This window comes from Micromonospora sp. DT48 (assembly GCF_049844495.1).
Lineage (GTDB): Bacteria > Actinomycetota > Actinomycetes > Mycobacteriales > Micromonosporaceae > Micromonospora.
The window spans coordinates 1-26075 of record NZ_JBNCLE010000012.1 but is presented as its reverse complement, the minus strand read 5'-3'; the positions used below and the strand labels follow the sequence as shown (position 1 = coordinate 26075).

At 70.3% G+C, this 26075-nt stretch carries 14 protein-coding genes; 9 read left to right on the top strand and 5 right to left on the bottom strand.

From position 1 onward, the window contains the following. The first annotated feature begins 44 nt into the window (after positions 1–44). The 9 genes from ACLQ2S_RS16120 to ACLQ2S_RS16080 all read left to right on the top strand — a co-directional run bounded on the left by ACLQ2S_RS16120 (position 45) and on the right by ACLQ2S_RS16080 (position 14472). Positions 45–680: a sugar transferase gene (locus ACLQ2S_RS16120; RefSeq protein WP_155217785.1), complete on the top strand. Its 636-nt coding sequence runs from the start codon at positions 45–47 to the stop codon at positions 678–680. After that, positions 665–1462 (top strand): GNAT family N-acetyltransferase, encoded by a 798-nt coding sequence (locus ACLQ2S_RS16115; protein WP_155217783.1) that lies wholly within the window; start codon positions 665–667, stop codon positions 1460–1462. The genes ACLQ2S_RS16120 and ACLQ2S_RS16115 overlap by 16 nt, the downstream gene beginning before the upstream one ends. Further along, on the top strand, positions 1459–2805 hold the full coding sequence (locus ACLQ2S_RS16110) for a lipopolysaccharide biosynthesis protein (protein ID WP_155217781.1): 1347 nt from the start codon (positions 1459–1461) through the stop codon (positions 2803–2805). The genes ACLQ2S_RS16115 and ACLQ2S_RS16110 overlap by 4 nt, the downstream gene beginning before the upstream one ends. Continuing rightward, positions 2802–4358 carry a hypothetical protein gene (locus ACLQ2S_RS16105; protein ID WP_425701965.1) on the top strand — a complete coding sequence of 519 codons (1557 nt, stop codon included), beginning with the start codon at positions 2802–2804 and terminating at the stop codon, positions 4356–4358. The genes ACLQ2S_RS16110 and ACLQ2S_RS16105 overlap by 4 nt, the downstream gene beginning before the upstream one ends. Then, positions 4355–6568 carry an acyltransferase family protein gene (locus ACLQ2S_RS16100; RefSeq protein WP_425701964.1) on the top strand — a complete coding sequence of 738 codons (2214 nt, stop codon included), beginning with the start codon at positions 4355–4357 and terminating at the stop codon, positions 6566–6568. The genes ACLQ2S_RS16105 and ACLQ2S_RS16100 overlap by 4 nt, the downstream gene beginning before the upstream one ends. A gap of 43 nt (positions 6569–6611) precedes the next feature. Beyond that, a complete protein-coding gene (locus tag ACLQ2S_RS16095; protein WP_155217775.1) occupies positions 6612–7880 on the top strand; it encodes a glycosyltransferase family 4 protein in 1269 nt (422 codons plus the stop codon). Positions 7881–8205: 325 nt separating this feature from the next. Next, complete coding sequence (locus ACLQ2S_RS16090; RefSeq protein ID WP_230462570.1) at positions 8206–10050, top strand: nucleoside-diphosphate sugar epimerase/dehydratase; 1845 nt, start codon at positions 8206–8208, stop codon at positions 10048–10050. 293 nt (positions 10051–10343) lie between these two features. Continuing rightward, complete coding sequence (locus ACLQ2S_RS16085; RefSeq protein WP_155217771.1) at positions 10344–13448, top strand: M14 family metallopeptidase; 3105 nt, start codon at positions 10344–10346, stop codon at positions 13446–13448. A gap of 94 nt (positions 13449–13542) precedes the next feature. Further along, positions 13543–14472, top strand: a complete 930-nt coding sequence (locus ACLQ2S_RS16080; protein WP_155217769.1) for an NAD(+)/NADH kinase — start codon at positions 13543–13545, stop codon at positions 14470–14472. A 17-nt stretch (positions 14473–14489) separates the two neighbouring features. Here ACLQ2S_RS16080 and ACLQ2S_RS16075 read toward each other — a convergent pair whose 3' ends face one another. The 5 genes from ACLQ2S_RS16075 to ACLQ2S_RS16055 form a co-directional block, all read right to left on the bottom strand. Then, positions 14490–15239, bottom strand: a complete 750-nt coding sequence (locus tag ACLQ2S_RS16075) for a thioesterase II family protein (RefSeq protein WP_155217767.1) — start codon at positions 15237–15239, stop codon at positions 14490–14492. Positions 15240–15327: 88 nt separating this feature from the next. After that, on the bottom strand, positions 15328–16263 hold the full coding sequence (locus tag ACLQ2S_RS16070; RefSeq protein ID WP_155217765.1) for a TauD/TfdA family dioxygenase: 936 nt from the start codon (positions 16261–16263) through the stop codon (positions 15328–15330). Positions 16264–16378: 115 nt separating this feature from the next. Further along, on the bottom strand, positions 16379–17779 hold the full coding sequence (locus tag ACLQ2S_RS16065; protein WP_425701963.1) for an MFS transporter: 1401 nt from the start codon (positions 17777–17779) through the stop codon (positions 16379–16381). After that, positions 17749–18732 (bottom strand): ornithine carbamoyltransferase, encoded by a 984-nt coding sequence (locus ACLQ2S_RS16060; protein ID WP_155217761.1) that lies wholly within the window; start codon positions 18730–18732, stop codon positions 17749–17751. Before ACLQ2S_RS16060 ends, ACLQ2S_RS16065 begins: the two co-directional genes overlap by 31 nt. Then, positions 18732–26054 carry an amino acid adenylation domain-containing protein gene (locus ACLQ2S_RS16055; protein WP_425701962.1) on the bottom strand — a complete coding sequence of 2441 codons (7323 nt, stop codon included), beginning with the start codon at positions 26052–26054 and terminating at the stop codon, positions 18732–18734. The genes ACLQ2S_RS16060 and ACLQ2S_RS16055 overlap by 1 nt, the downstream gene beginning before the upstream one ends. Positions 26055–26075: the final 21 nt, after the last annotated feature.

Here is a 26075-nt window from a genome sequence, read left to right as displayed (position 1 = left end):
ATATGAACAGTACGAAGTCAAGGTCGATCGCCTAAGGCGAGGTCATGTCGAAAACCGCACAACTACGCGTGAAGCGCGTACTGGACATCGCGCTCGCGCTGGTCGTCCTGGTCCTGTCCGCACCGGTCATGGCGGTCGCCGCCCTGTGCGTAAGGCTCCAATTGGGTGCCCCGGTTTTTTTCGTGCAGGAACGCACCGGCCGGGGGCAACGCCCGTTCCGCATCATCAAGCTACGCACCATGTCCGACGAGCGTGACAGCGATGGCAACCTGCTCGCCGACGGGATCCGCTGCCGTGGCGTCGGCCGTCTGCTGCGCCGACTCAGCATCGATGAGCTACCCCAGCTGGTGAACGTCGTTCGTGGTGATCTCAGCCTGGTCGGTCCACGCCCGTTGCTACCCCGCTACGACGACTGGTATCGGCAACGGGAACGACGCCGGTTCGACGTCCGGCCGGGCATCACCGGGCTGGCTCAGATCAGTGGACGCAACAGCCTTCCCTGGGACGACCGCCTGGAACTCGACGTGCGATACGTCGAGAACTGGAGCCTCGGGCTGGACCTACGCATCCTCGCCGCCACCGTCAAGAAGGTCTTCAGCGGCAGCGGCGTGGCGGTCGATCCGGCCGCCGAGATGCTCGACCTGGACCGGGAACGGCAGTTGTCATGCATATCGTCCTGACCGAGCCACAGATCGAGACGATCGACGATCCCGGCGATCCCGCCCTCGGCGCTGCGGCTGAACTGCTGGCCAGCTCGGTCCCGCAAACCTGTGCCGGCCTGGTGGCCTACCACGCCGACGGCTATCGACGGTTCCTGGCCGCAGCCATCACTCCCCCGCCGGCCGCCCGTACGCTGATCCTGCGCGCTGTGCGTGGTCGGGTGGGTATTCGGGCCGTGGCCGACTGGCGTCTCCTGCCCGGAGGGTTGCTTCTCAACGGGGTGGCGGTCCGCGAATCGGAGCGCGGGAGAGGCCTGGGGGCCAGCCTCCTGGATGACGGACGACGACTCGCCGAGCGGCTGGGGCGCCGGACTCTTCTGCTGGACGTCTCGACGGACAATCCCGCAGCCCGCCGGCTGTACGTGCGGCACGGCTTCGTCGACATCTCCCAGTGCCGCTGGCGTGCGGTACCCCTCGCGGATCCTGACGCGTCAGCCGCCGTCCAGGTGGTGAACTGGCCGACCTTCCAGGTGCACCGGGAGGCGTACGGTTTCGGGGATCTCACCGTCCGGCTGGGCGAGCGCCAGTTCGAGGTCCGAACGGTCGGTACGGCGCTGCGTGTCCCGGCCGAGTCCGACGCCGGGCGGTTGGCCGCCGGAATCGCCCGGCTCCTACCAGTCGAGCGGTGTTTCACGGTGGACACCCTGGAGCCCACCGCGGTGGCGCTCTCGCCGCGTTCCGCGCCAGCTCTGGCCGCGTTCACCCGCATGCGCGTCGAGTTGCCGGACCCGTCCAGACGATGACCAAACCCCAGACCGTCGTGGACGGTCCGTCCGGCACCCGAGGTCCGTCCCCGCGCCCGGCCGCCCGACTGTCGTCGCTGGCAACGGCCGGGAATCTGGTCCTGGCGCAACTAGCCGTCGGCTTCGCCAGTCTCGCCATCAACGCGATGGCCGCCCGGTCGATGGGGCCGGCCGGTCGGGGCAATCTGGCCCTGCTGTTACAGGTGGCCTACCTGGCGAACATGCTCGCCATCGCGGGCACGGACCGCTCCTATCCGGCGACCGTTCCGCTCGGCCGCGGCGTACGCAACACCTCCATCGACATGTTGCGCCTCGTCAGTCCCTCCGCCGTCGTCGTCATCGTGATGGCCACGCCGATCGTGTACGCCATCGGTTCCGACACGCCCACCGGTGGTCTGCTGGCCGTCACCGGTTTCCTGGTCAGCGCGATCGTGCTGGTGGTCACGGCGTCGCTGCGGACCGGGGCTGCCGCGGCGGGAGTCGTCCGGCCGTACCTGATCGCCACAGTCGTCGGTCAGCTGACCTTGGTCGCGGCGGCGGTGGTGCTCACCGCCGTCGGGGTCGACTCGCCAAACCTCTGGCTGCTGGTGTACGGGGTGGCCCTCGGCGCGGGACCAGCGGCCGCGTGGGTGTCGATGCGGCGTGACCGGGGCCTTCCGGAGCAGCCGCACAGCCTTGTCCCGGCCCGCCGCCTCGGCTTGCGGCTGCTTCCGGCGGCCGTGGCGGGCATGGTGATGCTCCGTGCCGACCGGCTGCTGCTGCCCTGGCTGGGCAGCTACGAGCAACTCGGCCTGTACATCATCGTCGCCACCGTGGCGGAGTTCGCCATCTGGCCGGTGCAGAGCTGGGTCGACGCACAGTCGCCGCGTTGGCACCAGCGATTCCTCTCCGGCGACCTGCGCCGTACCGGGCCACTACTGGCGGCGGCGGCCTACGGTCTGGTCGCCGGCTGTGCCCTGCTGCTGGTTGGGCGCCCACTCGTTGTGCCGGTGTTCGGCACCGAGTACCAGGATTCCGTGGCGCTGCTCGTGCCGCTCGCCATCGGCGTCGTCTGTTACAGCGTCAGCCGGGTGGCGATCGGCCTTGGCGTGGCCGCAGGCCGGGCCCGGGGCGCGCTCGCCGCCGACATTCCGGCGATGGTGGTGGCTCTCATCGCCTACTTCGTCCTGATCCCCCGGTACGGCGCGTTGGGCGCAGCCACCGGCTCGGCGATCGCGTACGGCGTCGGAGCGCTTCTGGCGCTGCTGCTGGCTGGGTGGCTCCCCCGCAGGGCGTCTGACGACCAGGAAGCGTCTCTCGACTCGACGGACGCTGTTCAGCACGGAAGAAGGTTGACCACGTGACACAACAGGTCGCACAGCTACTTCCAGTGCGGCACCGGTTCGACACCGGTCCGCACGGCGTGCCCGTCCGCGCCGACCACCGGCCGAGACTCAGCCCCGGGCTACTCGAAGGCTCTGCCTGGCTGGCCCTCGCCGTGATCGTCACCGCGACCGCCGCCGTCTCCGCCAGCGGGGACTACCGCAGGGCGAACGCGCTGCTCGGCATCTGCTGCTGCCTACTCGGAATCCGGATCTTCGTCGGCCACGGCGGCCACCGCCTAACCACGGTCAGCATCTTCGGCTTCGCCTTCGCGATCTTCTTCGGGGTCGGCGGGGTGTACCACGCGATATTGACGTTGGACTTCATCCAACCCTGGCTCTGGCAGTCGCTGCTGTTCGGCTTCGTGGCGCAGGTAATCCTCTTCTTCGGGTTCTGGAACCGACGCACCACCCACGAGGACGACTCCGCCGGGCTCCTCGACTTCTCCCCCGGCACCCGTTTCGGCGTCGCCGCTGCCGGTATGGCAGTACTGCTCGCGGCAGTGGCGGCGACGGCCGGTGGAACAACCTCCGAGCAGCTACAGAACCTCATTCTGGGTGCCGCGTTCGCAGCGGTCACCCTGACCGCCGCCGCGCTGGTGCTCGACCCGAACGCGAAGGCATTGTCCTGGCGCACTCTCTACATAGGCGCGCAGTTCGTTGTCTTCGTGCAATACGTGCACGGAGGGACCGGCCGACTCGTCGTGGCCACGCTCGGCCTCACCATCGCCGCGCTCTACGCGATCCGGTTTCGGACCCGGGCGATCAAGATCGGCATCGTGCTGACCACCGCCCCCGTCCTGTACTGGATGGCCCGGGAACGGCTCTCGTACCTGGACAGGCTGGCTGTCGACGGCTCGTACGGCCGCACCGGTCTCGAGTCGGCCGTCCGTCCACCTCACGCCTTCGCCGAACTGCTCTACCACTATCAGACGTACGGTTTCGAAGTAGCCGGTGGCCGCACCTTCTTCAGCATTCCCGCGTTGCTCATCCCAGAGTCGATCTGGGCGGACAAACCCATCGCCCTCGGCTACGAGTTGGCACGTATCACCGCCCCGGAGCGGATGGGCACCGGCTACTCGGACGCGAGTTCGATGCTCGGCGAATGGTTCTTCAACTTCGGGTACCCCGGGTTGGTGGCGATGCTGCTGGTGGTAGGGATCGCGGTGCGGCTCCTCGACCGGCAGATGTCCACGATGCTGCGGATACGGCTCGGGCCGGCTCGCCTGCTGGGAATCGTTGCGGCGGTCATCATCAGCGCGGGAATCCCCGACCTGCTGTGGTCGGGAACCCACACCTACGGCGCCCGGGCACTGCTTCGACTTCCGGTGATCCTGCTGCTGGTGGTGGTGGTTTCAGTGCTGGCAGCCGGAGCTGGCGGCACCCACCGATACCCCGGGTCGGCCCGAACTGTGCCGCTGACAACACCAGGACGACGACATGGCGCCACGCGTAGGGCGCAGCCGCACGCACGAGCTGCCGCCTGGAATGCCAACCCTTGGCGCTCACCGTTCGACAGAGGATCTACACGATGACACGACCGACGCCGATTTCCGCGAGCCTGTGGAACACGCCCAGCGTCCAAAGCGCATCACCACCCGTCGCCCCTCGTCGACCAGGACCTCCGCACGCTGGCGGCCAGGAAGGGCCGGGTAGCAGGTTCCGCGGCGACATCGAAGGACTCCGGGCTGTCGCAGTACTGGCCGTGCTCCTCTGGCACGGAGGGCTCAGCGCCGTTTCTGGCGGCTTCGTCGGAGTCGACGTCTTCTTCGTCATCTCCGGCTTCCTCATCACCCGGCTGATCGTGAAAGAGATCGAGGAGACCGGGCGGCTCTCCCTGACCGGCTTCTACGGTCGCCGGGCGAAGCGGCTGCTACCGGGCGCTGCGGTCGTACTCGTCACCACCCTCGTGCTGAGCTACGTCTTCCTGCCCCGGATCCGGTGGGCGGAGACCGGCTGGGACGTGGTCGCCAGCGGCTTGTACGCGGTGAACTGGCGCCTTGCCGAACGGTCGGTCGACTATCTGGCGTCAGACCAGGCGCCGAGCGTGGTGCAGCACTTCTGGTCATTGGCTGTCGAGGAGCAGTTCTATCTCCTCTGGCCGCCTCTGGTACTGCTCGCCGTACTGCTCTCCCACCGCCTTCGTGGTCCGGGCCGGAGCGTGCGGACTCCCCTGTTCGTCTGCATGGCGCTGATCGCCGTACCGTCGCTGCTCTGGTCCATCCACCTGAGCACCGCCGATCCGGGGCGCGCCTACTTTCACAGCACCACCCGGGCCTGGGAACTGGCGATCGGCGCCGGGTTGGCCATCGGCGCGGGAAGTCTGGTCCGCCTACCCCGCGTAGTGGCCGGCGCGTTGGGTTGGGCCGGTCTGGCCGCCGTCCTGACAGCGCTGTTCGTCATCGATCAGAGCATGCCCTTCCCCGGTTACGCGGCGCTGCTACCGACCCTCGGCACCGCAGCGGTCATCGCGGCCGGGCCAGCGGCGGGACGGTGGGGACCGGCGCTCGCCCTCGGCATCGCACCGATGCGGGCCATCGGAGCCCTCTCCTACTCGCTGTATCTCTGGCACTGGCCGCTTCTGATCATCGCCGAGAGCGCCCTGGGCGAGTTGGAACTCGCCCAGTCCCTGGCGGTCGTCGCCTGCTCCGCCGTTCCGGCCTATCTCACGTACCGATTCGTCGAGAATCCGTTCCGCTTCGCCGACCTGCTCCAGTACTCGCCCGGACATGCGATCAAACTGGGCCTGCTCTGCACCGCCGTCCCGGTGATCGCCGGGCTGCTCTTCCAGTTCACCGTCTGGCCGGCACCGTCGGCACGGCCCACCCCCGGGGTCGTCGCCGCTCAGGGACTGGACAGGTCGGCAGACCCGACGGCACCGAAGATCGGCGCGGCCGTGCTGGCGGCGCGGCCACGTGGCGACGACAAGGGCACCGCGGTGAACCGCCCCGGTGACTTCGTACCCGACCCGTTGACCGCCCGGTCGGACCTACCCGCCCTCTACGCGGACGGCTGCCAGGCCAGCGGTACCGACGTGGAACCGCGTACCTGCACCTACGGCAATACCTCAGCCTCGTTCACCATGGCGCTGGTCGGCGACTCGCACGCCGCGCAATGGGCCCCGGCGTTGCAGGCGATCGCCGCCGCTAAGGGCTGGAAGCTCGTCACCTACACCAAGTCCGCCTGCCCGTTCCTCGACGCCGAGGTGCAGAGCGGGCAGAACGCGTACACCTCATGCACGGCCTGGAACAAGGCGGTGCGGGAACGGCTCACCGGTGACCAGCGGCCGGATCTGGTCATCACCAGCAGTTCGAACTACCTGGTCGTCGAGGACGGTCGGGTACTCGGCAGCGACGAGAGCCTGGAGGCCCTCGGTGCGGGCATGCGAGCGACGTGGCGCGCGCTGGGTACGGCCGGCGTACCGACCGTGGTGCTCCGCGACACTCCCAACCCTCGGATCGACATCGCCGAGTGCGCCTCCAAGTACCCCGATCGGATGAAGAAGTGCGCGGTCAGCCGCGAGGCTGCGCTCGCCGGCATCGGCGACCAGCAGGCCAAGGCGGCGTCGGACCTGGACAAGGTCACCTTGATCGACCTCAATGACGCCATCTGCCCCACCGACCCGTGCTCGGCGGTGATCGGTGGCGTGCTCGTGTACCGCGACACCAACCACCTGACCGCCACGTACGCCGCGACGCTGGCGCCCCGACTGGCCGACGCCCTGGACCGGGCACTCGACAAGTGACCGTAGTCAGCCTCCGGGCAACTGCCTCACAGGAACGGTTTCGATGAAGATTGTCTACCTGCATCAGTACTTCCGGACTCCGCAGATGTCTGGCGGAACCCGCTCCTTCGAGTTCGCCCGGCGGCTGGTGGCCCGCGGACACGAGGTTCACGTCGTCACCAGCGACACCGAGCCAGGCGACGCGCCGCTCGGCTCGTGGCGAGTCTCCACCGAGGTGGGGGCCACTGTGCACTGGGCCGCGGTGCCCTATCGAGGGGCCATGTCGTATCCCGACCGGATCCGGGCGTTCTTCCGCTTCGCCCGGGTAGCGGCCACCAGGGCCGCGTCCCTGCCGCAGGACGTCGTCTTCGCCACCAGCACCCCACTGACGATCGCGATCCCGGGCGCTTACTCCGCTCGGCGGCGTCGGGTTCCGATGGTGCTCGAGGTACGGGACGTGTGGCCGGAGGTCCCGGTGGCGCTCGGCGCCCTGCGCACGCCCGCCTCCCGGTGGGCCGCCCACCGATTGGAACGGTGGGCCTACCACAGGGCGAGGCACATCATCGCGCTGTCGCCGGGGATGGCCGAGAGCATCGAACGGCGCTTCCCCGGCCTTCCCGTCACCGTGATCCCGAACGGCTGCGACCGGTCCCTCTTCGCCGACGCGGACCGGTTCGGCACCCGCCTGCGGGCCGCGACGCCCTGGCTCGGCGACCGACACCTGGTGCTTTACGCTGGCGCGCTCGGTTACCTCAACCGGGTCGAGTATGTAGTGCGGATGGCGGCTGCGGCGTGGGCCGACAAGCCGGACATCCGTTTCGCGATCATCGGGCAGGGCCCCGAACGGGAACATGTCCGCTCGCTGGCGGAACAGCTAGGCGTACTGGGCCGGAACCTCTTCCTACTTGATCCGCTACCGAAGTCCGAGATGGCCTCCTACTTCGGTGCCTGCGACCTGGCCATCTCCACGGTTCGTGACATACCTGAGTTGCACGCCAACTCGGCGAACAAGGTCTTCGACGGGTTGGCCGCCGGACGACCGGTCGCGGTGAACCACGAGGGCTGGATCGCCGACCTGATCCGCGAGAACGACTGCGGGGTGGTCCTACCGGCTGGGGACCCCGCGCTTGCCGCCCGCTTGGTCGCGGGCTTCCTGCACGACTCCGAGCGCACGGCCAGGGCACGACGGGCCGCACAGCGGCTCGCGCAGACCCGCTTCGACCGTGATGTGCTCTTCGATCAGTTCGAGCAGATCCTGCTCGACACCGCACGTCCGGTGCTTCCCGCCACCCGCCGGCCCGAGAGTGCGGCGACACCCGCCAAAGGCCGTTGAGCGTGGGTGAGACAACCACCCCCACCGCCTCGCCCAAGTTCGGCCGGCCGTAGGCATTTCCGCCCAGGGCCGCCTGCCGCTACCGGGACGACGGCTGCGCAGCCGCAGGTGGGCGCTGCCGCGCTGATCCGGCGGAAGGCGCTGACCCTACCTACGCTGTCGAATCAGACAGTCAGCCACAAAAATGTGAAAGCCGGGGCAAACCTCCCCCGGTCCGCTAAGCAGGTAGGGGACGTACGTGGCCCCTGACCTGCCGTGGGTCACGTCGGCTACGGACGGGACAGGGAGATTCCATATGCCGCCGGAAGCACAGCGCGACCAGCCAATGCAAGCAACGACCGCGGGGCGAGCGCGGGCGCATCGCCGTACCGCAACCTTCCTGGTCACCGACGTACTCGCCTGGATCGGCGGGTTCGCCGTCGCCGGGTGGGCCCGGTACGAACTCGACCTCACCACCGGTCAGGTGCTCGCCGCCGCCGGACTCGGCGCCGTCGCCGCCGGGCTGCATGTCGGAATCGGAGTGCTCCGCCGCATCTACTACGGCCGTCATCCGCTGGGCAGTGTGGAGGAGGTACGGGGTCTGGCCGGCACCACGGCCAGCACCGCCGTCATCGCACTGATCGCCCTCCTCGCATTCGCCGACCGGCCGGTCCCGGCCAGCACACCACTGGTCGGCGGAGCGCTGGCGTTGCTGTCGATGCTGAGCTTGCGGCTACTCCACCGCCACCGGCGCGACCGCGCCATGCGCCCGAACGTCCGTTCGGCCGCGCCCGTCCTGCTGTTCGGCCTGGGTGAGGCGGGGCAAGGGCTGATCCGGGCGATGCTCAGCGACCCGAAGGGCCGCTACCTGCCCGTCGGGGCGCTCGATGACGACCCAGACAAGCGGGACCTGCGCATCGCCGGCGTCCGGGTGCTGGGCGGCCGACATGACGTGTCCACCGCGATCCGCCGCACCGGTGCCACCGCCCTGATCTTCTCGGTGGCCAACGCAGAGGCGACACTGATCCGTCAGATCCGCGAGGCGACCCTGAACGCGGGCGCCTCGTTCAAGGTCCTCCCACCCGTTCGGGAGTTGGTGGACCACCGCATCACCGTCCGGGATGTACGCGATGTCCAGATCAGTGACCTACTCGGTCGACGCCAGGTCGTCTGCGACCTCACCCTCGACGACAACGTGCTCACCGGTCGGCGGGTCCTGGTCACCGGCGCGGGCGGCTCGATCGGCTCGGAGTTGTGCCGCCAGATCATGCGGGCCAACCCCGGTGAGCTGATGATGCTGGACCGCGACGAGTCGGCCTTGCACGGCCTTCAGATGTCGCTCACCGGTCGGGCGCTGTTGGACGGCCCCGAGCTGATCCTCGCCGACCTACGCGACGACGAAGGTGTTCGACGGATCATGCGGCAACGCCGTCCTGAGATCGTCTTTCATGCTGCGGCCCTCAAGCACCTGACGCTGCTGGAGCGTTACCCGGGTGAGGCGGTCAAGACCAATGTCTGGGGCACCCTCACCGTGCTGGACGCCTGCCGGGACGTGGCCCGGTTCGTGAACATCTCCACCGACAAGGCCGCCGACCCGATCAGCGTGCTGGGCTACTCGAAGCGGATCACCGAGATGTTGACCGCGCACACGGCGGCGAACTACCCGGGCACCTTCCTCAGCGTCCGGTTCGGCAACGTGTTGAGCAGTCGCGGCTCGGTCGTGACCGCCTTCCAACGACAGATCGAGTCGGGGCAGCCGCTGACCGTCACCCACCCTGACGTGACCCGGTATCTGATGACGGTGCAGGAGGCCGTCCACCTGGTCCTTCAGGCAGCGAACATCGGTCGCGACGGCGAAGCCCTGGTGCTGGACATGGGTGAACCGGTGCGCATCGACGACATCGCCCGTCGGATGATCGAGCAGGCCGCCAGCCCCGTCGAGATCGTCTACACCGGTCTGCGACCGGGTGAGAAGCTGCACGAGGACCTGCTGGGTAGCGGCGAGTCCGACCACCGCCCGTTGCATCCGCTGATCTCGCACGTCAAGGTGCCCGTCCTGGACCCTCTTGAGGTCAGCGGACTGGACCCGTTCGACGACCCCGCCAAGATCATCGACCAACTCGCCCGCCTCTGCGGCATGCACCGCAACACAGCGCTCAACCAGAAGGCGGGTATACCGCTCGCCCGCTGACCACGGGCCACGACGCCAGGACGCGCGCGTCGCCACCGGTGGGCTGCCGTGCGTGTGGCCGAGGTCCAATTCGACCGTGATCGGCTGTTCCGCCGCTTCGAGCACAGGCTGCTTGAAGCGGCGGGCTGCGGGCTCCGCGTCAGCGCCGCGACCACGGAGCACGCCGATGGGCACCGCCGAACGCCGAGTAGCGGCCCGGGCGTCCCCTGACATGAACATGATCGATCTATTGACACCTTTCGCACACCCCGCGAGGCTCGCGCCCAGTAGTCCTTTCATCCCAAGGGGGCGCGATGAGGCGCACACCGCTGGCGATCGCCGGCGTGTTCACTCTGGTCGGTGCGCTGGTGCTGACCGCACCGGCGAGCGCACGGCCGCCGTCGGACCCGGGCGGTCGCGACGGTCTGGAGGTGTACGTCGGCACGGTCGACCCGGCACAGTTGCACCAGTTGCGGGAGGCCGGTGTCGATATCGGGCACGGCGCGAAGCCGGACCGGGCGGGCCGGACTGAGATCGAGACGGTGCTGAGTCGGGGGCAGGCCGACCGGCTGGCGCGCAAGGGCGTCAACCTCAAGGTCAAGAAGGTACGCGGTAAGGACGCCTCGCAGGTGCTGCGGGAGCAGACCGCAGCGGGTTGGCGGGCCTTCCGGTCGTACAGCGAGCCGGGCGGCATCCGCGACGAGATCAACGCGACGGCGGCCCGTTATCCGAAGCTGACCAAGGTGGAGACCATCGGTCGGACCCACCAGGGCAAGCCGATCCTCGCGATCAAGGTCACCAAGAACGCGAAGACCACGAAGGACGGTAAGCGACCGGCGGTGCTCTACGGGGGTTCCCAGCACGCCCGGGAGTGGATCACGCCGGAGATGACCCGTCGGCTGATGCACCACGTGCTGACCCGGTACGGCTCCGACCGGGAGATCACCCGGCTGGTGGACACCACCGAGCTGTGGTTCATTCCGGTGCTCAACCCCGACGGCTACGACCACACCTTCACGCCCGGCAACCGGCTGTGGCGCAAGAACCTGCGCGACAACGACGGCGACGGCCAGATCACCGGCGTCGACGGCGTCGACCTGAACCGCAACTTCAGCTACAAGTGGGGCTACGACAACGAGGGTTCCTCGCCGAACCCGACCAGCGAGACCTACCGGGGCCCGAGCCCCAACTCCGAGCCGGAGACGAAGGCGCTGGACGCGCTGTTCAAGCGGATCAAGTTCACGTTCTTCGTCAACTACCACTCGGCGGCGCAGTTGCTGCTCTACGGGGTCGGTTGGCAGGTGGCCACGCCCACCCCGGACGACGTGATCTACGAGGCGTTGGCCGGTGACGACGCCAACCCGGCGATTCCCGGGTACGACCCGGACATCTCCGCCGAGTTGTACACCACCAACGGTGACACCGACAGCCACGCCACGGTGCGCTACGGCACGTTGGGCTTCACCCCGGAGATGTCGACCTGCCAGACGGCCGCCGCCTCGGATCCGGACGACCAGTGGCGTCCGGAGGACTGCGTCAGCATCTTCACCTTCCCGGACGACGAGAGGTTGATCGCCGCGGAGGTGGCGAAGAACATCCCGTTCGCGCTGGCGGTGGCGAAGTCGGCGCAGCAGCCGGACGATCCGGTGTCGGTGGTCGGGCGCAGCACGCCGGACTTCGTGGTGGACGCCTTCGACGTGTCGTACGGCCGGACCCAGCAGGTCGCGGCGATCACCCGGCGGTCGTTGAAGAACGTGAAGCTGAACTGGACGGTCAACGGGGGCAAGGCGAAGTCCGCCACGGTCCGCGAGTGGCGCGGTGGTGAACGCTACGGCGACACCCACAACGACTACTACGCCGAACTGCGCGGCACGGTCACCGGTACCCGCCCGGGTGACCGGGTGCAGGTGTGGTTCACCGCGAACAAGCCGGGTCGGGGCAAGATCAGCAGCGAGCGGTTCACCTACCGGGTGCATCACGACATCGGCGGGGACGTGCTGGTGCTGGCGGTGGAGGACGTGACGGGTCTGAGCCCGACCCAGGACACCACCACCGCGAGGTACGCCGACGAGATCGCCGCCTCGTTGAAGGCGGCCGGGCGCAGCAGCGACGTCTACGACTTCGACGTGATGGGGCGTACCGCCCCGCACCACCTGGGTGTGCTGTCGCACTACCAGGCGGTGGTCTGGGAGACCGGCGACGACATCATCCTGCGCTCCGAGGGGCAGGTGCCGGGCACTGCGGCGAAGGCCGCGATCGATATCGAGCTGTCCGTCCGGGACTACCTCAACGAGGGCGGCAAGCTGCTGGTCAGCGGCAAGTACGCGCTCTACGCCCAGGCGTCCGACGGTCTGTACGGCTACCAGCCGGACGCGCCGCCGGAGTGTACGGACGCCGCCGACCCGACCTGTCTGCCGTTGCTGAACGACTTCCAGCAGTACTGGCTGGGTGCGTACACCTATGTCAGCGACGGCGGCACCTCGCCGGAGGGGCAGCCGTACCCGGTCCGGGGCGACGCCGGGGCGTTCGCCGGCTTCTCCGGGGCGCTCAACGCCGAGGGCTCGGCGGGCAACCAGGACCACTCGGCGTCGTTCCTGACCACGTCGGGGTTCCTGCCGCCGGAGCAGTTCCCGCAGTTCGCCAGTTCCGCTCCGGTGGGTTGGGAGCGGCCGGGTGGGGCGCCGTTCGATCCTCGTACGGGTGGTTGGTACGCGTTCAGCGGTCAGTCCGACGAGTCCTACAAGCGGCTGTCCCGGACGGTGGACCTGACCGGGGCGAGCAGCGGCGAGTTGCGCTTCTACACCTCGTTCGACATCGAGACGGACTGGGACTTCATGTTCGTCGAGGCTCGTGAGGTCGGCACCGACGACTGGACCACGCTGCCGGACGCCGGGGGTCTGACCACTCAGCAGACCGGGAACAGCTGCACCTCCGGTTGGGTGCAGCAGATCCACCCGTTCCTCGCCCACTACCAGGGTGCGGACTGCTCGCCGACCGGCAGCACCGGGCAGTGGCACGCGGCGACCGGCAGTTCCAACGGGTGGAAGGAGTTCGTGGCCGACCTGTCCGGGTACGCGGGCCGGCAGGTGGAGGTGTCGATCACCTACGCCACCGACTGGGCCACCCAGAACCTCGGCTTGTTCGTCGACGACACGCGGGTCGTGGTGGACGGGGTCACCGTCGCCGAGACGTCGTTCGAGACGGACTTCGGGGGTTGGACGGTGGCCGGTCCGCCGCCCGGGTCCGCTCCGGGGGCCAACGACTGGTCGCGGAGCCAGCAGGCGTTCGAGGAGGGTTCCGTGGTGGTCACCTCGGACACCGTCTACCTGGGCTTCGGGCTGGAGGGGTTGGCTCCGGCGGCGCGCGACGAGCTGGTCGCCCGGTCGCTGACCCATCTGACGGGCCGACCGCGCCGGTAGCGCGGCGCGACGGGCGCGCCGACGGTTTCCCGCCGTCGGCGCGCCTTGCCGCGTACCGGCGGGTAGCTGCGCCGGGTTGTGATGAGCTGGGGGTATGGACCGGATTCGGCTCGGGTTGGTGCTCCATCCCACCCGGGACGTGTCGCCGGTGGTGGACACCATCGCCGCCTGGGCCGCGCGGCACGAGGTGACCCTGACGGTGCGGGCGCAGGACCGGCAGCGGGTACCCGAGTCGGTTCGCCCGGTGCCGCAGGAGCAGCTGGCCGCCGGGTCGGACGTGCTGGTCAGCATCGGCGGGGACGGCACGATGCTGGGCGCGTTGCGGGCGGCCGTCAATGATCCGAAGCCGGTGCTCGGCATCCATCTGGGCAGGTTGGGTTTCCTGGTGGAGGTGGAGCCGCCGGAGCTGCCGGCGGCGCTGGACCGGCTGCTGGCCGGCGCGTACACCGTCGAGTCGCACAGCTGCCTGGCCTGCGACGTGTGCGGCGACGACGTGGTCGCCTTCAACGACATCGCGCTGGTCCGCCGCCCGGGTCAGAGTTTCGTCAACGCGACCCTGGCGGTCGACGGGCAGCGGTACGGCTACTACCGCTGTGACGCGCTGGTGGTGAGCACTCCGTCCGGGTCGACCGCCTACAGTTACGCTGCGGGCGGGCCGTTGGTCTCCCCGGCGACGCAGGCGGTCGTGCTCACGCCGAGCGCGCCGATGTCGGGCATCTCCCGGTCGGTGGTGCTCTCCGGCGAGGAGAAGGTGCACCTGGAGTTGCGTCCCGGGTCCGGGCCGGTCGCCGTGGAGGCGGACGGTCTGGTCATCCGGGACGGGTCGACGGAGGGTACGGTGCACATCCGCTACCGCCCCGACGCGGGTCTGGTGGTCCGCCTCGACCCGCGCCGCTACCAGCAACGCAGCCAGCTCAAGCTGAGCCTGCTCGACCTGCCGTTGCTGCCGGAGCAGCTCCGCGAGTTGCTTCCCGAGAATCTACGCCGACAGTTCGATCGCCGCGAACTGCCACCACCGCGTTAGGGCCGGACGCGCCGCGGTCAGCCCAGCCGCGCGGTCACCGCGGCGACCACCTGTTCGTACTGCGGCACCAGGTAGAAGTGGTCGCCGGGGAACGTGGTGGACGTGAAACCGCCGATGGTCAGTTCCGCCCAGGCGTTCACCGTCGTCTCCGTGCAGGTCGGGTCGTCGGTGCCCAGGTAGCCGACGATCGGGGCGTGCACCTTGGCCGGTTCGCGTGGCAGGTAGCGGTAGAGCATTCGCAGGTCCGCCCGGAGGGCGGGCATGATCAGCTCGCGCAGTTTGGCTGACCGCAGCATGGCCGGGTCCACCTCGCCGAGGGCGCCGATGCGGTTGAGCAGGTATTCGTCGTCGGCCAGGTCCGGGTCGAGTTCGACCTGGGAGATGTGTGGCGCGCTGTGGCCGGAGACGAAGAGCACGCCCGGGGTGAATCCGTAGCGGGACTCCAGCCGCAGCGTCACCTCGTACGCCACCGAGGCGCCCATGCTGTGTCCGAAGAACGCGAGTGGCCGGTCCAGGTAGGGCACGAGCACGTCGCTGATCTGGTCGGCGAGGACGTCCATCCGGTCCACGCACGGTTCCAGCAGCCGGTCCTGCCGCCCGGGGTAGCAGACCGCCAGCAGGTCGGTGGCGTCCGGCAGCAGCCGCGCCCACGGCTGGTACACGTTGGCGTTCCCTCCGGCGTGCGGGAAGCAGACCAACCGCAGGTCGGACTGCTCGGTCCGGCGGAAGGTCCGTAGCCACCGGCCGGGCGACTCGGCCCCGTTCATCTCGACCTCTCTCCTCGGCCGCCACCGGCACCCGGTGCGTGTCCGTCGCGGACGCGTCCGGGTGACCGGTCGGCGGGCCGTTGCGCAGTCAGTTCGACATGGCGACCAGGATCCGGCGGTCCCCGGTGTAGGGACGCCGGCCGTGGGCCACCAGCACGTTGTCGATCAACAGCAGGTCACCGACCCGCCAGTCCACGTCGATCGCGGCCTCCAGGCCACGGTCCCGGACCTGGAGGACGTACTCGTCGGGGATCGGGCTGCCGTCGGCGAAGGTGACCGACTGCGGCAGTTCGTCCGGCGTCATCATCTGGGTCATGACCTTGGCGACCTCGTCGTCCAGGGCCGCCGGGTGCCACTGGTCGCTCTGGTTGAACCACACCTCGACGCCGGTCACCGGGTGTCGGGTGGTGGCCGGGCGCACGTGACTGATCCGCAGGCCGTCGGCGGTCCACTCCCAGGTCGCCCCGGTCTCGGCGAGGAACCCTTCGACCTCCGCGCGGTCCTCCGTCTCGAAGGTCTGCTGCCAACTCTTGCCCAGCCCCATGCCGTCGTGGAGGTTCTGCTGGTATCGCACGCCACCGGCGAAGGCGGCCTGGACCTCCGGGTCCAGGGACTCCAGCCACAGTCGGGCGTCGACGACCGGGGTGGCCCCGCCGGTCTCCGCGGCGATCTGGCAGTAGAAGAGCAGCCGGGACGGCCAGTGTGCGGCGTACGACAGCTCGTTGTGCATGGAGATGGTGTACTGCGCGGGGTATTCGGTCGAGGTGTAGACGTTGCGACCGACCTTGGTGCGGGGCGAGTTGCCGTGCACGTAGGCGAGTCGGTTGGGCAGCAGCAGATCCATCACCTGGTCCAGGGCGCCCGGCTCGACGCCGAACCCACGGAACACCAGCGCCCCCTTGTCGGTGAGCAACTCCGTGAGGTCCAGCTCCCGCAGGTGGTCGACCAGCCCGTCGACGGTGGCAGCGCTTCCGGCGCTGCTGGGTGTGATCTCGTACGGCTGCCAGGTGCCGCGCTCACTCATCGAAACGCCTCCTACGGGGTGCAGTTCGGTCCGCTGCCGCCAGTCTGTGGGCGGGACCCATATTTCCTCGATATCGGCTGCGGGCGGCCCGGCGTCGGTGCGCCGGGGTCGACCGCTACCGCGCGGTCGGCAGCCGCTGCGCGGCGGCCCGCTCGGTGTCGCCCGGCCCGACCCCGGCCCGCTCGGCTTCGATCCGCTCGTCCTCGGCCCGCTCGGCTTCGATCTGCTCGGCCTCGGCCCGCTCCGCCTCGGCGGCGGCACGGGTGCCGAAGGCCAGCACCGCGAACACCGCGATCACCAGCATCGTCGCGCCCACCACCGTCAACGCCACCTCGATGCCGGCCCGGTCGAGCAGCAGGCCGGCGAGCAGCGCCCCGGCGGAGTTGGCGCCCGAGGCGAGCAGTGTGAAGATCGAGCCGGCCCGGCCGCGCATCTCGTCGGGGGCGGTCTTGAGCAGGTAGAGCATGCCGGCCACGTTGCCGATCCCGGCACCATAGTTGATCAACGCGAGGAGCACGCCGACCACGAACAGGCTGGGCGCCACCACCAGCAGCGGCATCAGCACCGCCCAGGCCACGTTGATGCCGATCATCATCCGGCGGATGCCCCAGCGGCGCAGGTAGGCGTTGCTGGTCATCGCGCCCACCATGCCGAAGACGCTGTTGACCACCAGCAGCAGGCCCACCGTGGAGGGCTCCCCGCCGCGCTCCTTGACCAGCACCACCAGACCGAGCCCGAGGATCTGGAAGAGAATGTTGCTGGCCGCGAAGAGACACAGCGCCCGACGCAGGTACACCTGCCCCCAGACGAAGTCGAAGCCCTCCTTGATCTGGGCGAGCAGCCGCGACGGTGTGTCGCTGCGGGCACGCGGCGCGCGGAGGTCCCGCCGCAGGAACAGCAGGGTCACCAGCGAGATCACGTGCGTCGCGGTGGCGAACAGGAACGGCGCGAACCGGGCGACCGAGTAGAGGACGGTGCCGGTCGGCTGGCCGAGAATGCTGGCGGCATGGGCCCGTGACTCGTTGGCCGCTGTCGCGGCGCCCAACTCGTCGCGCGGCACCACGCTGCACACCGCCGCCCGTTCCGCCAGGGCGTAGCAGATGCCGAGGGTGGTCTCGACGAAGGCGACCACCATCAGGTGCGGCAACCACACCGCGTCGAGCAGCACCGCCACCGCCACGCTGCCCAGCGCCACGATCCGGCCGGTGGCGCAGACCAGCATCGTGGTCCGCCGGTTCCACCGGTCCACCAACGCACCGGCCGGCAGCTGGGCGACCAGGTTCGGCAACAGCGCGGCGAACGTGACGAGGCTCGCCGCGGTGGCCGACCCGGTCGACCAGAAGACCAACAGGGTGTAGCCGATGGAGGTGGCCCGGGCGCCGAGCGCGGAGAAGCCGGAGCCGACCCAGAGCAGCAGGAAGTCGCGGTTGCCGGTCAGACCCGTCCGGCGGCGGGCGGGCGCACCCGCCGCCTTGGCCGCGCTCATCACGTCGTACCGCGCGGTGCGGGTCGGCACCAGTCGAGCACCGCCATCGCGCTGTACAGCTTGTTCTCCGCCTGGGTGAAGGCGATGCTCGCCGGACCGTCGAGCACCTCCGCGGTGACCTCCTCACCCCGGTGCGCCGGCAGGTCGTGCAGGAACACCGCGTTCGGGCTGCGCCGCCAGAGTTCCTGTTCGACCCGGAACGGGGCGAAGGTCCGACGCCAGTGCGGGTCCGGCTTGTTGGTGCCCGTGGTCTGCCAGCGGGTGGTGTAGATGGCGTCGAGGTCGCCGGGAAGGTCGGTCATGTGGTGCCGCTCGACGATGCTCGCCCCGCTGATCGCGGCCTGCCGGGTGGCATCGGCCAGGATCTGCTCGGGCAGGCCGTAGCCGGGTGGGGTCCGCAGTTCCAGCTCCACCCCCGGGATGCGGGTGAGCGCGAGGGCCAACGCGGTGGCGGTGTTGTTGGCCTCCCCCACGTAGAGCAGCCGAAGCCCCTCGATCCGGCCGAACTGCCGCAGCAGCGTGGTCAGATCCGTCATCGCCTGGGTGGGATGTTCCTCGGCGCTCATCGCGTTGATCACCGACATCCGGTCCTGGGCCGCCCAGGCACGCATCTCGGCCGGATCACCGGCGGTACGCGCCACCAGCACGTCGAGCATGCCGGACAGCACCCGACCGGTGTCCTCGCTGGTCTCCCCGGTGTTCGTCTGGAGATCATGCGGTCCGTACTGGATCACCGACGCGCCGAGCCGCAACGCCGCGCTGGTGAAGGCGGTCCGGGTCCTGGTCGAGGTCTTCATGAAGTACGCCCCGACCACCTGTCCGGCCAGTGGGCCGCCGCGTTCTCCGGCGGCGAACGCCGCTCCCCGGGCGACGATGGAGTACAGGTCCTCGTCGGTGAGGTCCCGGATCGACAGCAGGTGCCGTACCGGTCGGGTCGGCGGGTTGTCGACGAGTGCGGTGGCGGGGCTGAACACGGCCGTCATCACTGCTCCTCCGTACGCGCGGTGTCCGACAGCAGCCGCGACATCACGCCGTCGCCTGCGTCGCCGTTGGTCAGCAGCACCAGCCCGGATCCGTCGGGGACGCGCCCGGTCACGAGCGCCCGGTAACCGGAGGTGCGGCCCCGGTGGGTGAACTCCACCCGGGTACCGGTCGGTCCGTCGACGTGGTCCACCATCCAGCCGAGCCCGAAGACGCCGCCCGGGCCGGTGGTCAGCTGCGCGGCCGTCGTCTCCCGACTGAACAGGGACGCAGCGCCCCGGTACCCGAGATGGATGCTCCTGACCAGCTGGGCCAGGTCGGTGGCGGTGGTCCAGAGCCCGGCGGCGGCCGGGTCGGCCCGCACCTGCCAGCCTCCCGGCAGCGGTGCGCCCCGTTCGTCGTGTCCGACGGCCACCGGCCGACCGGACGTCTCCGGGAAGTGCTGGTCGAAGCTGCTGCCGGTCATGCCGAGGGGTTCGAATACCACCTCGGCCATCAGGTCGGCGAAGGGCGTCGCGGTGACGTCCTCCATCACCTGCTGCACCACGACGAAGTGGCTGTTGCGTTCCACCGCCACCGCGTCGGGCGCGTCGAGCAGCCCGACCGGGTCGGTGGGTACGCCCCGGCCGTGCAGCAGGTCCGCCAGGGTCGGCACCGCACCGTCGCGGGGGTGTCCGCTGCTGCCGGTGGAGGTCAGCCCCGCGACGTGGCTGAGCAGTTGCCGCAGGCTCACCGCCCGGCCGGCGGGTAGCTGCCAGGACTTGAGGTACGCGTTCACGTCCGTGTCGAGCTGGAGGGCTCCCCGCTCCACCAGGACCAGCACACCCATCGCGGCCACCACCTTGCTGACCGAACCCACCTGGAAGACGGTCTCCGGTGTCACCGGGCTGTCGTCGCCCGCCGCGCGCTGCCCGATCCCCCTGACCTCGGCCAGTTCACCGTCGACCAGCAGGGCCAGCGAAGCGCCCGGCACCCGCTCCTCGGCGAGCAGCGGCTCGATCCGTGGCACCGTCACCGCCGTGGCACCGGCGCGTACCGCCGGGGTGAGCAGGGCGGCGAGGTCGGCGAGTGGGAGGTCCACCATGGCCTGTCGGAGGGTCAGCGGGAGACCGGCCTGCCGTGCGGCGGTGACCACCGGCACCACCAGCAGGGAGTGCCCGCCGAGGGCGAAGAACCGGTCCTGCCGACCGATGCTGTGCACACCCAGCACCTCGGCCCAGATGCCGGCGAGGGTGGTCTCGGTCGGCCCCTGTGGCGGGTCGGTTCGGGTCTCCGCCCGCAGCGGAACGGCCGCGAGCGCCCGCAGGTCGATCTTGCCGTTGGGGTTGAGCGGGATGGCGTCGACCGGCACGAAGGCCGCCGGGATCAGGGCGGCGGGCAGCCGCCGGGCACAGTGCTCGGCCAGGTCGTCGGCGTCGCCCACGTGGTACGCGACGAGTTGGTTGCCGCCGCCGGGTGCCGGTCGGGCGGTCACCGCCGCGTCCCGCACCGCCGGATGGTCGAGGAGCACCGCGCGGATCTCCCCCGGCTCCACCCGGTGTCCACGGATCTTCACCTGGTCGTCGACCCGACCGAGCAGGTCGAGTTCCCCGGTGGGCAACCAGCGTCCCCGGTCGCCGGTGCGGTACAGCCGGGAGCCGGGCGGCCCGTACGGGTCGGGCACGAACCGGTCGGCGGTGAGTTCCGGCTGGCCGGCGTACCCTCGGGCCAGCCCCGGCCCGCCGAGGTGGACCTGGCCGACCGCGCCGACCGGCACCGGTTGCAGCCGCTCGTCCAGCACGTAGGTGCGCATCCGGCCCAACGGCCGCCCGATCGGTGCCACGTCCCGAGTGAGCGCGGCGGTGACCGGGTGGCGGCTGACCGCCACCGTCGCCTCGGTCGGGCCGTACTCGTTGAGCAGCACCGATCCTGGGGCGAGCGCCTGCCAGCGGGCGCAGGTCCGCCGGGTGAGCGGCTCGCCACCGAGCACCAGCAGCGGGCTCAGCGCCGCCGCCTGCTCGGGAGTCAACTGCCCGGCGAGCAGGTCGAGATGGCTCGGGGTCAACTTGACGAAGCTGAACGGACCCGCCTCGGCCAGTCGTGGGCCCAGTTCGTCCAGCCCGGCGTCGGCGGGCAGCAGCCACAGTCGCTGCCCGGCGACCAGCGGTGCCCAGATGCTGGTCACCACCATGTCGAAGGCCACCGAAGAGAACAGTGGCGCGCCGCCCGGCCGGTCGTGCACGAGTTCACGAACCGCCCAGTCCAGGTAGCCGGCGAGGCTGCCGTGGCTGATCTGCACACCGTTGGGTCGTCCGGTCGACCCGGAGGTGAAGATCACGTATGCGAGTTGGTCCGGGTCGATCCGGCCGGGCGGTCGCTCCTGGGGGCGGGCGGCGATGGTGTCGGCTTCGACGTCCAGCAGGACGCGGTCCACGGTGGCGCATCGGTCGGCGTGGTCGGTGCTGGTCACCACGACGGTGACGCCCGCGTCGGCCAGCATGGACGCGACCCGGGCCGCCGGGTACGAGGGGTCGATCGGCAGGTACGCCCCGCCCGCCTTCCAGATGCCGAGCAACGTCGAGACGAGGTCCACGCCCCGGCTGAGCAGCACCCCGACCACCTGGTCCGGGCCGACACCCCGGTCCCGCAGATGCCAGGCGATCCGGTTCGCCGCCGCGTCGAGGGCCGCGTAGCTGTACCCGTCCACCGCCTCGGCGTCGCCCGAGGTGGCGACGCGTCGCTCGACGAGGTCGGGCACCAGGCCGGGCTGCGTCGAGCGGTCCTCGTCGGCCGCCTCGGCCCATCCGACCAGCACGTCGTGTCGTTCGCCCTCGGGCAGGCGCACCACGGTCGGGTCGGCGTCCGGGTCGGCCACCATGGCCTCCAGGACGAGCCGGTACCGGGCAGCCAGCCGGTCGACCTCCGCGCGGTCCAGGTGGTCGCTGTCGCTGCTCAGCTGCAACTGCCCGGGTACCGCGGCGACGGCCAGGGCGAACTCCGAGCTGGCGGCGGCGTATCCGGCGTCGGTCGACACCCGCTGGCCGATCACCTCGTCGAAGTCGAGGTAGCTGAAGTAGACGTCGACCAGGCGGGTGCCGGGCACCGCCGGCCGGATCGCCGGGGCCGGGAAGTGCCGGTGTGACCACATCCGCACCTCCCGGGCGTGCACCCGACGCACCAGATCGGTCCAGCTGGTGGCGTCGCGGTCGTGCGGGAACGGCAACGTGTTCAGCGACATGGCGTAGACGCGGTCGCTGCCGACCATGTCCGGTCGGGTGTGACAGACCAGGCCGCTGTAGAACCGGGGTTCGTCGGTGAGCTGGCTGAGCACGGTCAGGTGCGCCGCGTGCAGCACCGCCTTGAGGGAGACCCGGGCGTCGGCGGCCAGCTTGCGCAGTCCCGGCTCCAGGTCGGCGAACGGCACCCGCACGGTGTGCGCGGTCGGTGTCGGCGACGGGGTCTGCGGTCGCCACGCGGTGGGCAGGGTGAACTTGGCGTGCCCGTCCACCAACTGCTGCCAGAACTGTCGATCCGTCGCCGATGCCAGGGCACGCAGTTCCGCGGCGACGAAGTCGGCGAAGCGTACCCGGGGCAACGGCTCCGGCTCGGCGTCGTTGCCGGCCCGCAGCGACCGGTACCGGTCGAGGATCTCCGCCACCAGTGCGTGCAGGCTCCACCCTTCGACGATCACGTGGCAGATCGTCAACATCAGCCGCCAACTGCGGTCGGTCTCCTGGCATGCGGTGAACCGCAGCAGCGGCGGCCGGTCGGGCTCGAACGGCGACGCGTACTCCACGGCGACCAGTCGACGCAGCTCCGCCTCACGTTCGTCGGCGGTCATCTCGCGCAGGTCACGCAGGACGACCGGCACCCGCACCGCGTCGTGGACCAGCTGCATCGGCACCGAGTAGCCGGTGGGGTCGACCGAGGAGCGCAGCACCTCGTGCCGGTTGACCACCAGGCCCACCGCCTGACGCAACACCGGTAGGTCCACCGGGTCGTCCTCGGTGACCAGGAAGGAGACGACGTTGTGGTAGTGCTGCCAGCCGTTGTCGGCCAGCATCTCCAGCAGCATCCCGAGCTGCACCTGGGACAGCGGGTACGCGTCGGTGAGGCGATCCGGCAGCAGGGCGCGGTCCGCCGCGCTCACCAGTTCGAACGGTCGTACCGGTTCGACGCGGGTCGGTGCGGTGCGTTCGACCAGCGCGGCGCAGAGCTGGGCGACGGTCTGTAGGTCGACGATGTCCGCGACGGAGACGTCGAGGCCGTCCTCCCGCAGCGCGCTGGCCAGCACCAGTGCCTTGATCGAGTGGCCACCCAGCTCGAAGAAGCCGTCCTTGACGCCCACCACCGAGCGACCGAGCACCCGGGCCCAGATCTCGGCGACCCGGGCCTCCAGGTCGGTGCGGGGGGCGACCGGGGTGCGCCCGTCGCCGTGGCTGTCGTCCGTCGGCGCGGGCAGCGCCCGCCGGTCCAGCTTGCCGCTGTTGTTGCGGGGCAGCTGCTCCAACGTCACGAAGGTCGACGGGATCATGTACTCCGGCAGGCTGCGGGACAGCCCGGCACGCAGCTCGCCGACGGTCGGGCCCGACTCGGCCGCGGCCACCAGGTAGCCGACCAGTCGCGCGTCACCCGGGGTGTCCTCGCGGAGGATGACCGCCGCCTCGGCGACCTGCGGCAGCGCGGCCAGCGCCGACTCCACCTCGCCCAGCTCGATCCGGTAGCCGCGCAGCTTCACCTGGTCGTCCAGCCGCCCGAGGAACTCGACGCTGCCGTCGGGCAGTCGGATCCCCTGGTCACCGGTGCGGTACATGCGGGTACCGGCGGGGCCGTAGGGGTCGGGCAGGAACCGCTCGGCGGTCAGCGCCGGTTGGTTCAGGTATCCCCGGGTCACCCCGTGCCCCGCCAGGTGGATCTCGCCGGGCACGCCGAGCGGCGCCGGTTGTCCGTACCGGTCGAGCACGTAGATCCGTAGGCCGGGCAGCGGACGGCCGATCCGGCTACCGACACCGGGGGCCAGGTCGGCCCGGGTGACGCGGTGATAGGTGGAGTAGACCGTGGTCTCGGTGATGCCGTACATGTTGATCAGGGCGACCCGGGCCAGCCCGAGCCGGTCGACCCACGGCGTGAGTTCGGCGAAGTCGAGGCGCTCACCGGCCAGCACCACCGCGCGCAACGCGAGCCGGCGCAGTCGTGGGTCGCCGTCGGCGGCCAGCCTGACCAGACCACGGAACGCCGTCGGGGTCTGGGCGAGGAGGGTCACGTCCTGCTCGACCAGCAGGTCGAGCAGGTCCTCCGGCGACCGGCTCACCGCCCGGGGCACCACCACGAGTCGGCTACCGTGCAGCAGCGCGCCCCACAGCTCCCACACCGAGACGTCGAAGGCGTACGAGTGGAACAGCGCGACCACGTCGGTCTCGTCGGTGGCGAAGTGCTCCTGGGTGCTGGCGAGCAGCCGCAGCACGTTGGCGTGGCTGACGCAGACACCCTTCGGGCGGCCGGTCGACCCGGAGGTGTAGATGACGTAGAGCGCGTCGTCGGCGTCGTTGACCGGCACCGGGTCGGTCTCCGGTCGGCCGTCGAGGTCGGTGCGGTCGAGCAGCACCAGCGTCCCGCCGTATCCGTCCAACGTGTCGGCGTTGTCACTGTTGGTGACCACCACCTGGGCACCCGCGTCGGCCAGCAGGTACGCGGTCCGCTCGGCGGGCTGCGCCGGGTCCAGCGGCAGGTACGCCGCCCCGGCCTTGATCACACCGAGCAGCGCGGGGACGAGGTCCACGCTCCGGTCGAGGCGGACGCCGACCACCGTTCCCCGACCGGCACCGGCCGCCCGTAGGTGGTGGGCCAGCCGGTTCGATTGCGCGTTGACCTGCGCGTACGTCAGTCGGGTCGGGCCGGCGACCACCGCGACCGCTTCGGGCGCGGCGGCCACCCGGGCCTGGAACGCCTCGACGACGGTGCCGGTCGCTTGCTCCTCGATGCCGGAGTCGACCACCGCGAGCAGCCGTTCCCGCTCGCCACCGGGGAGGCAGACCGCCTGCGCGTCGGCGTCCGGGTCGGCGAGCATCGCGGTCAACACCGCCCGGTACATGCCGGCGATCCGCTCCAGGTTGGCCCGGGAGAGCACGTCGCTGCGGCTGGAGAGCTGGTACGCGCTCCGGTGTGCGAAGACCGACAACTCGAACTCGGTGGCACCGTCACCGGCGCTGCCGACGACGACCGGCTCGGTGCCCGTCGCGGTCACGCCCGCCGTGGCCCGGGAGAAGTCCTGGTAGTTGAACATCACCCGCAGCAGGCGCTCCCCGCTGCCGCGCTGGATCTCCGCCAGCGGGTAGCGCCGGTGCGGCCAGAGTTCGACCTCCCGGTCGAAGACGGCGGTGACCAGGTCGCGCCAGGTCCGGGCGGTGCGGTCGTAGCCGAACGGCAGGGTGTTGAGGTACATGCCGTGCACCCGCTCGGCACCGAGCATCTCCGGCCGGGCGTCGCAGACCAGCCCGGCGTGGAAGCTCTCCTCGGTGGTGAGTTGGCTGAGCACCTTCAGGTGCGCGGCGTGCAGCACCGCCTTGACCGAGACGCCCGATTCGGACGCCAGCCGGGCGACGGCCTCGTCCAGGTCGCTGATGTCGACGCTGGTCGAGATGGCCGTCGGCGCGCCGACGTCACCCCATCCGGTGGGCAGGGCGAACGGGGCGTGTTCCTCGATCGTCGTACGCCAGTAGTCCCGGTCCTCGTCGGAGGCGAGCGAGGACAGTTCGGCGGCGATGAAGTCGGCGTAGCGGACCGGCGGCGCCTCGGTCTCGGTCGGCTGCCGTCCGTCGGCCAGCTCGGCGTAGGCGGCGAGCAGCTCGGCGAGCAGTTGGGCGGTGCTCCAACCCTCGGTCACGGCGTGACAGATGGTGAAGGTCAGCCACCAGCTCTCCGGGCCGTCCTGGTGCGCGGCGACCCGCAGCAGCGGTGCCGTGGCCAGGTCGAAGCGGTTGGCCCGCTCGGCGGCGACGAACTCCTCGAAGAGGCGCACCTGCTCGCCCGGTGGGACGTCTCGGCCGTCGACCACCGTCACCTGTGCGGTGGCCTCGGCGTGCACGAGTTGCATCGGCACCGAGTAGCCGGTCAGGTCGAACGAGGTACGCAGGATCTCGTGCCGGGCGATGACCGTGGCGACGGCGGCGCGCAACGCGTCGGCCGAGAACGGCCGCCCGTCGCGGACCTGGTGGGCGATGACGCTGTGGTAGGCCGCGCGGTCGCCGCTGGTGGCCAGCTCGACCAGCATGCCGAGTTGGGTCTGCGACGCCGGGTAGGCGTCGGTGAGTCCGGCGGGCAGCAACACCCGATCCGCCTCACCCACCAACGCGAACGGCACCACCGG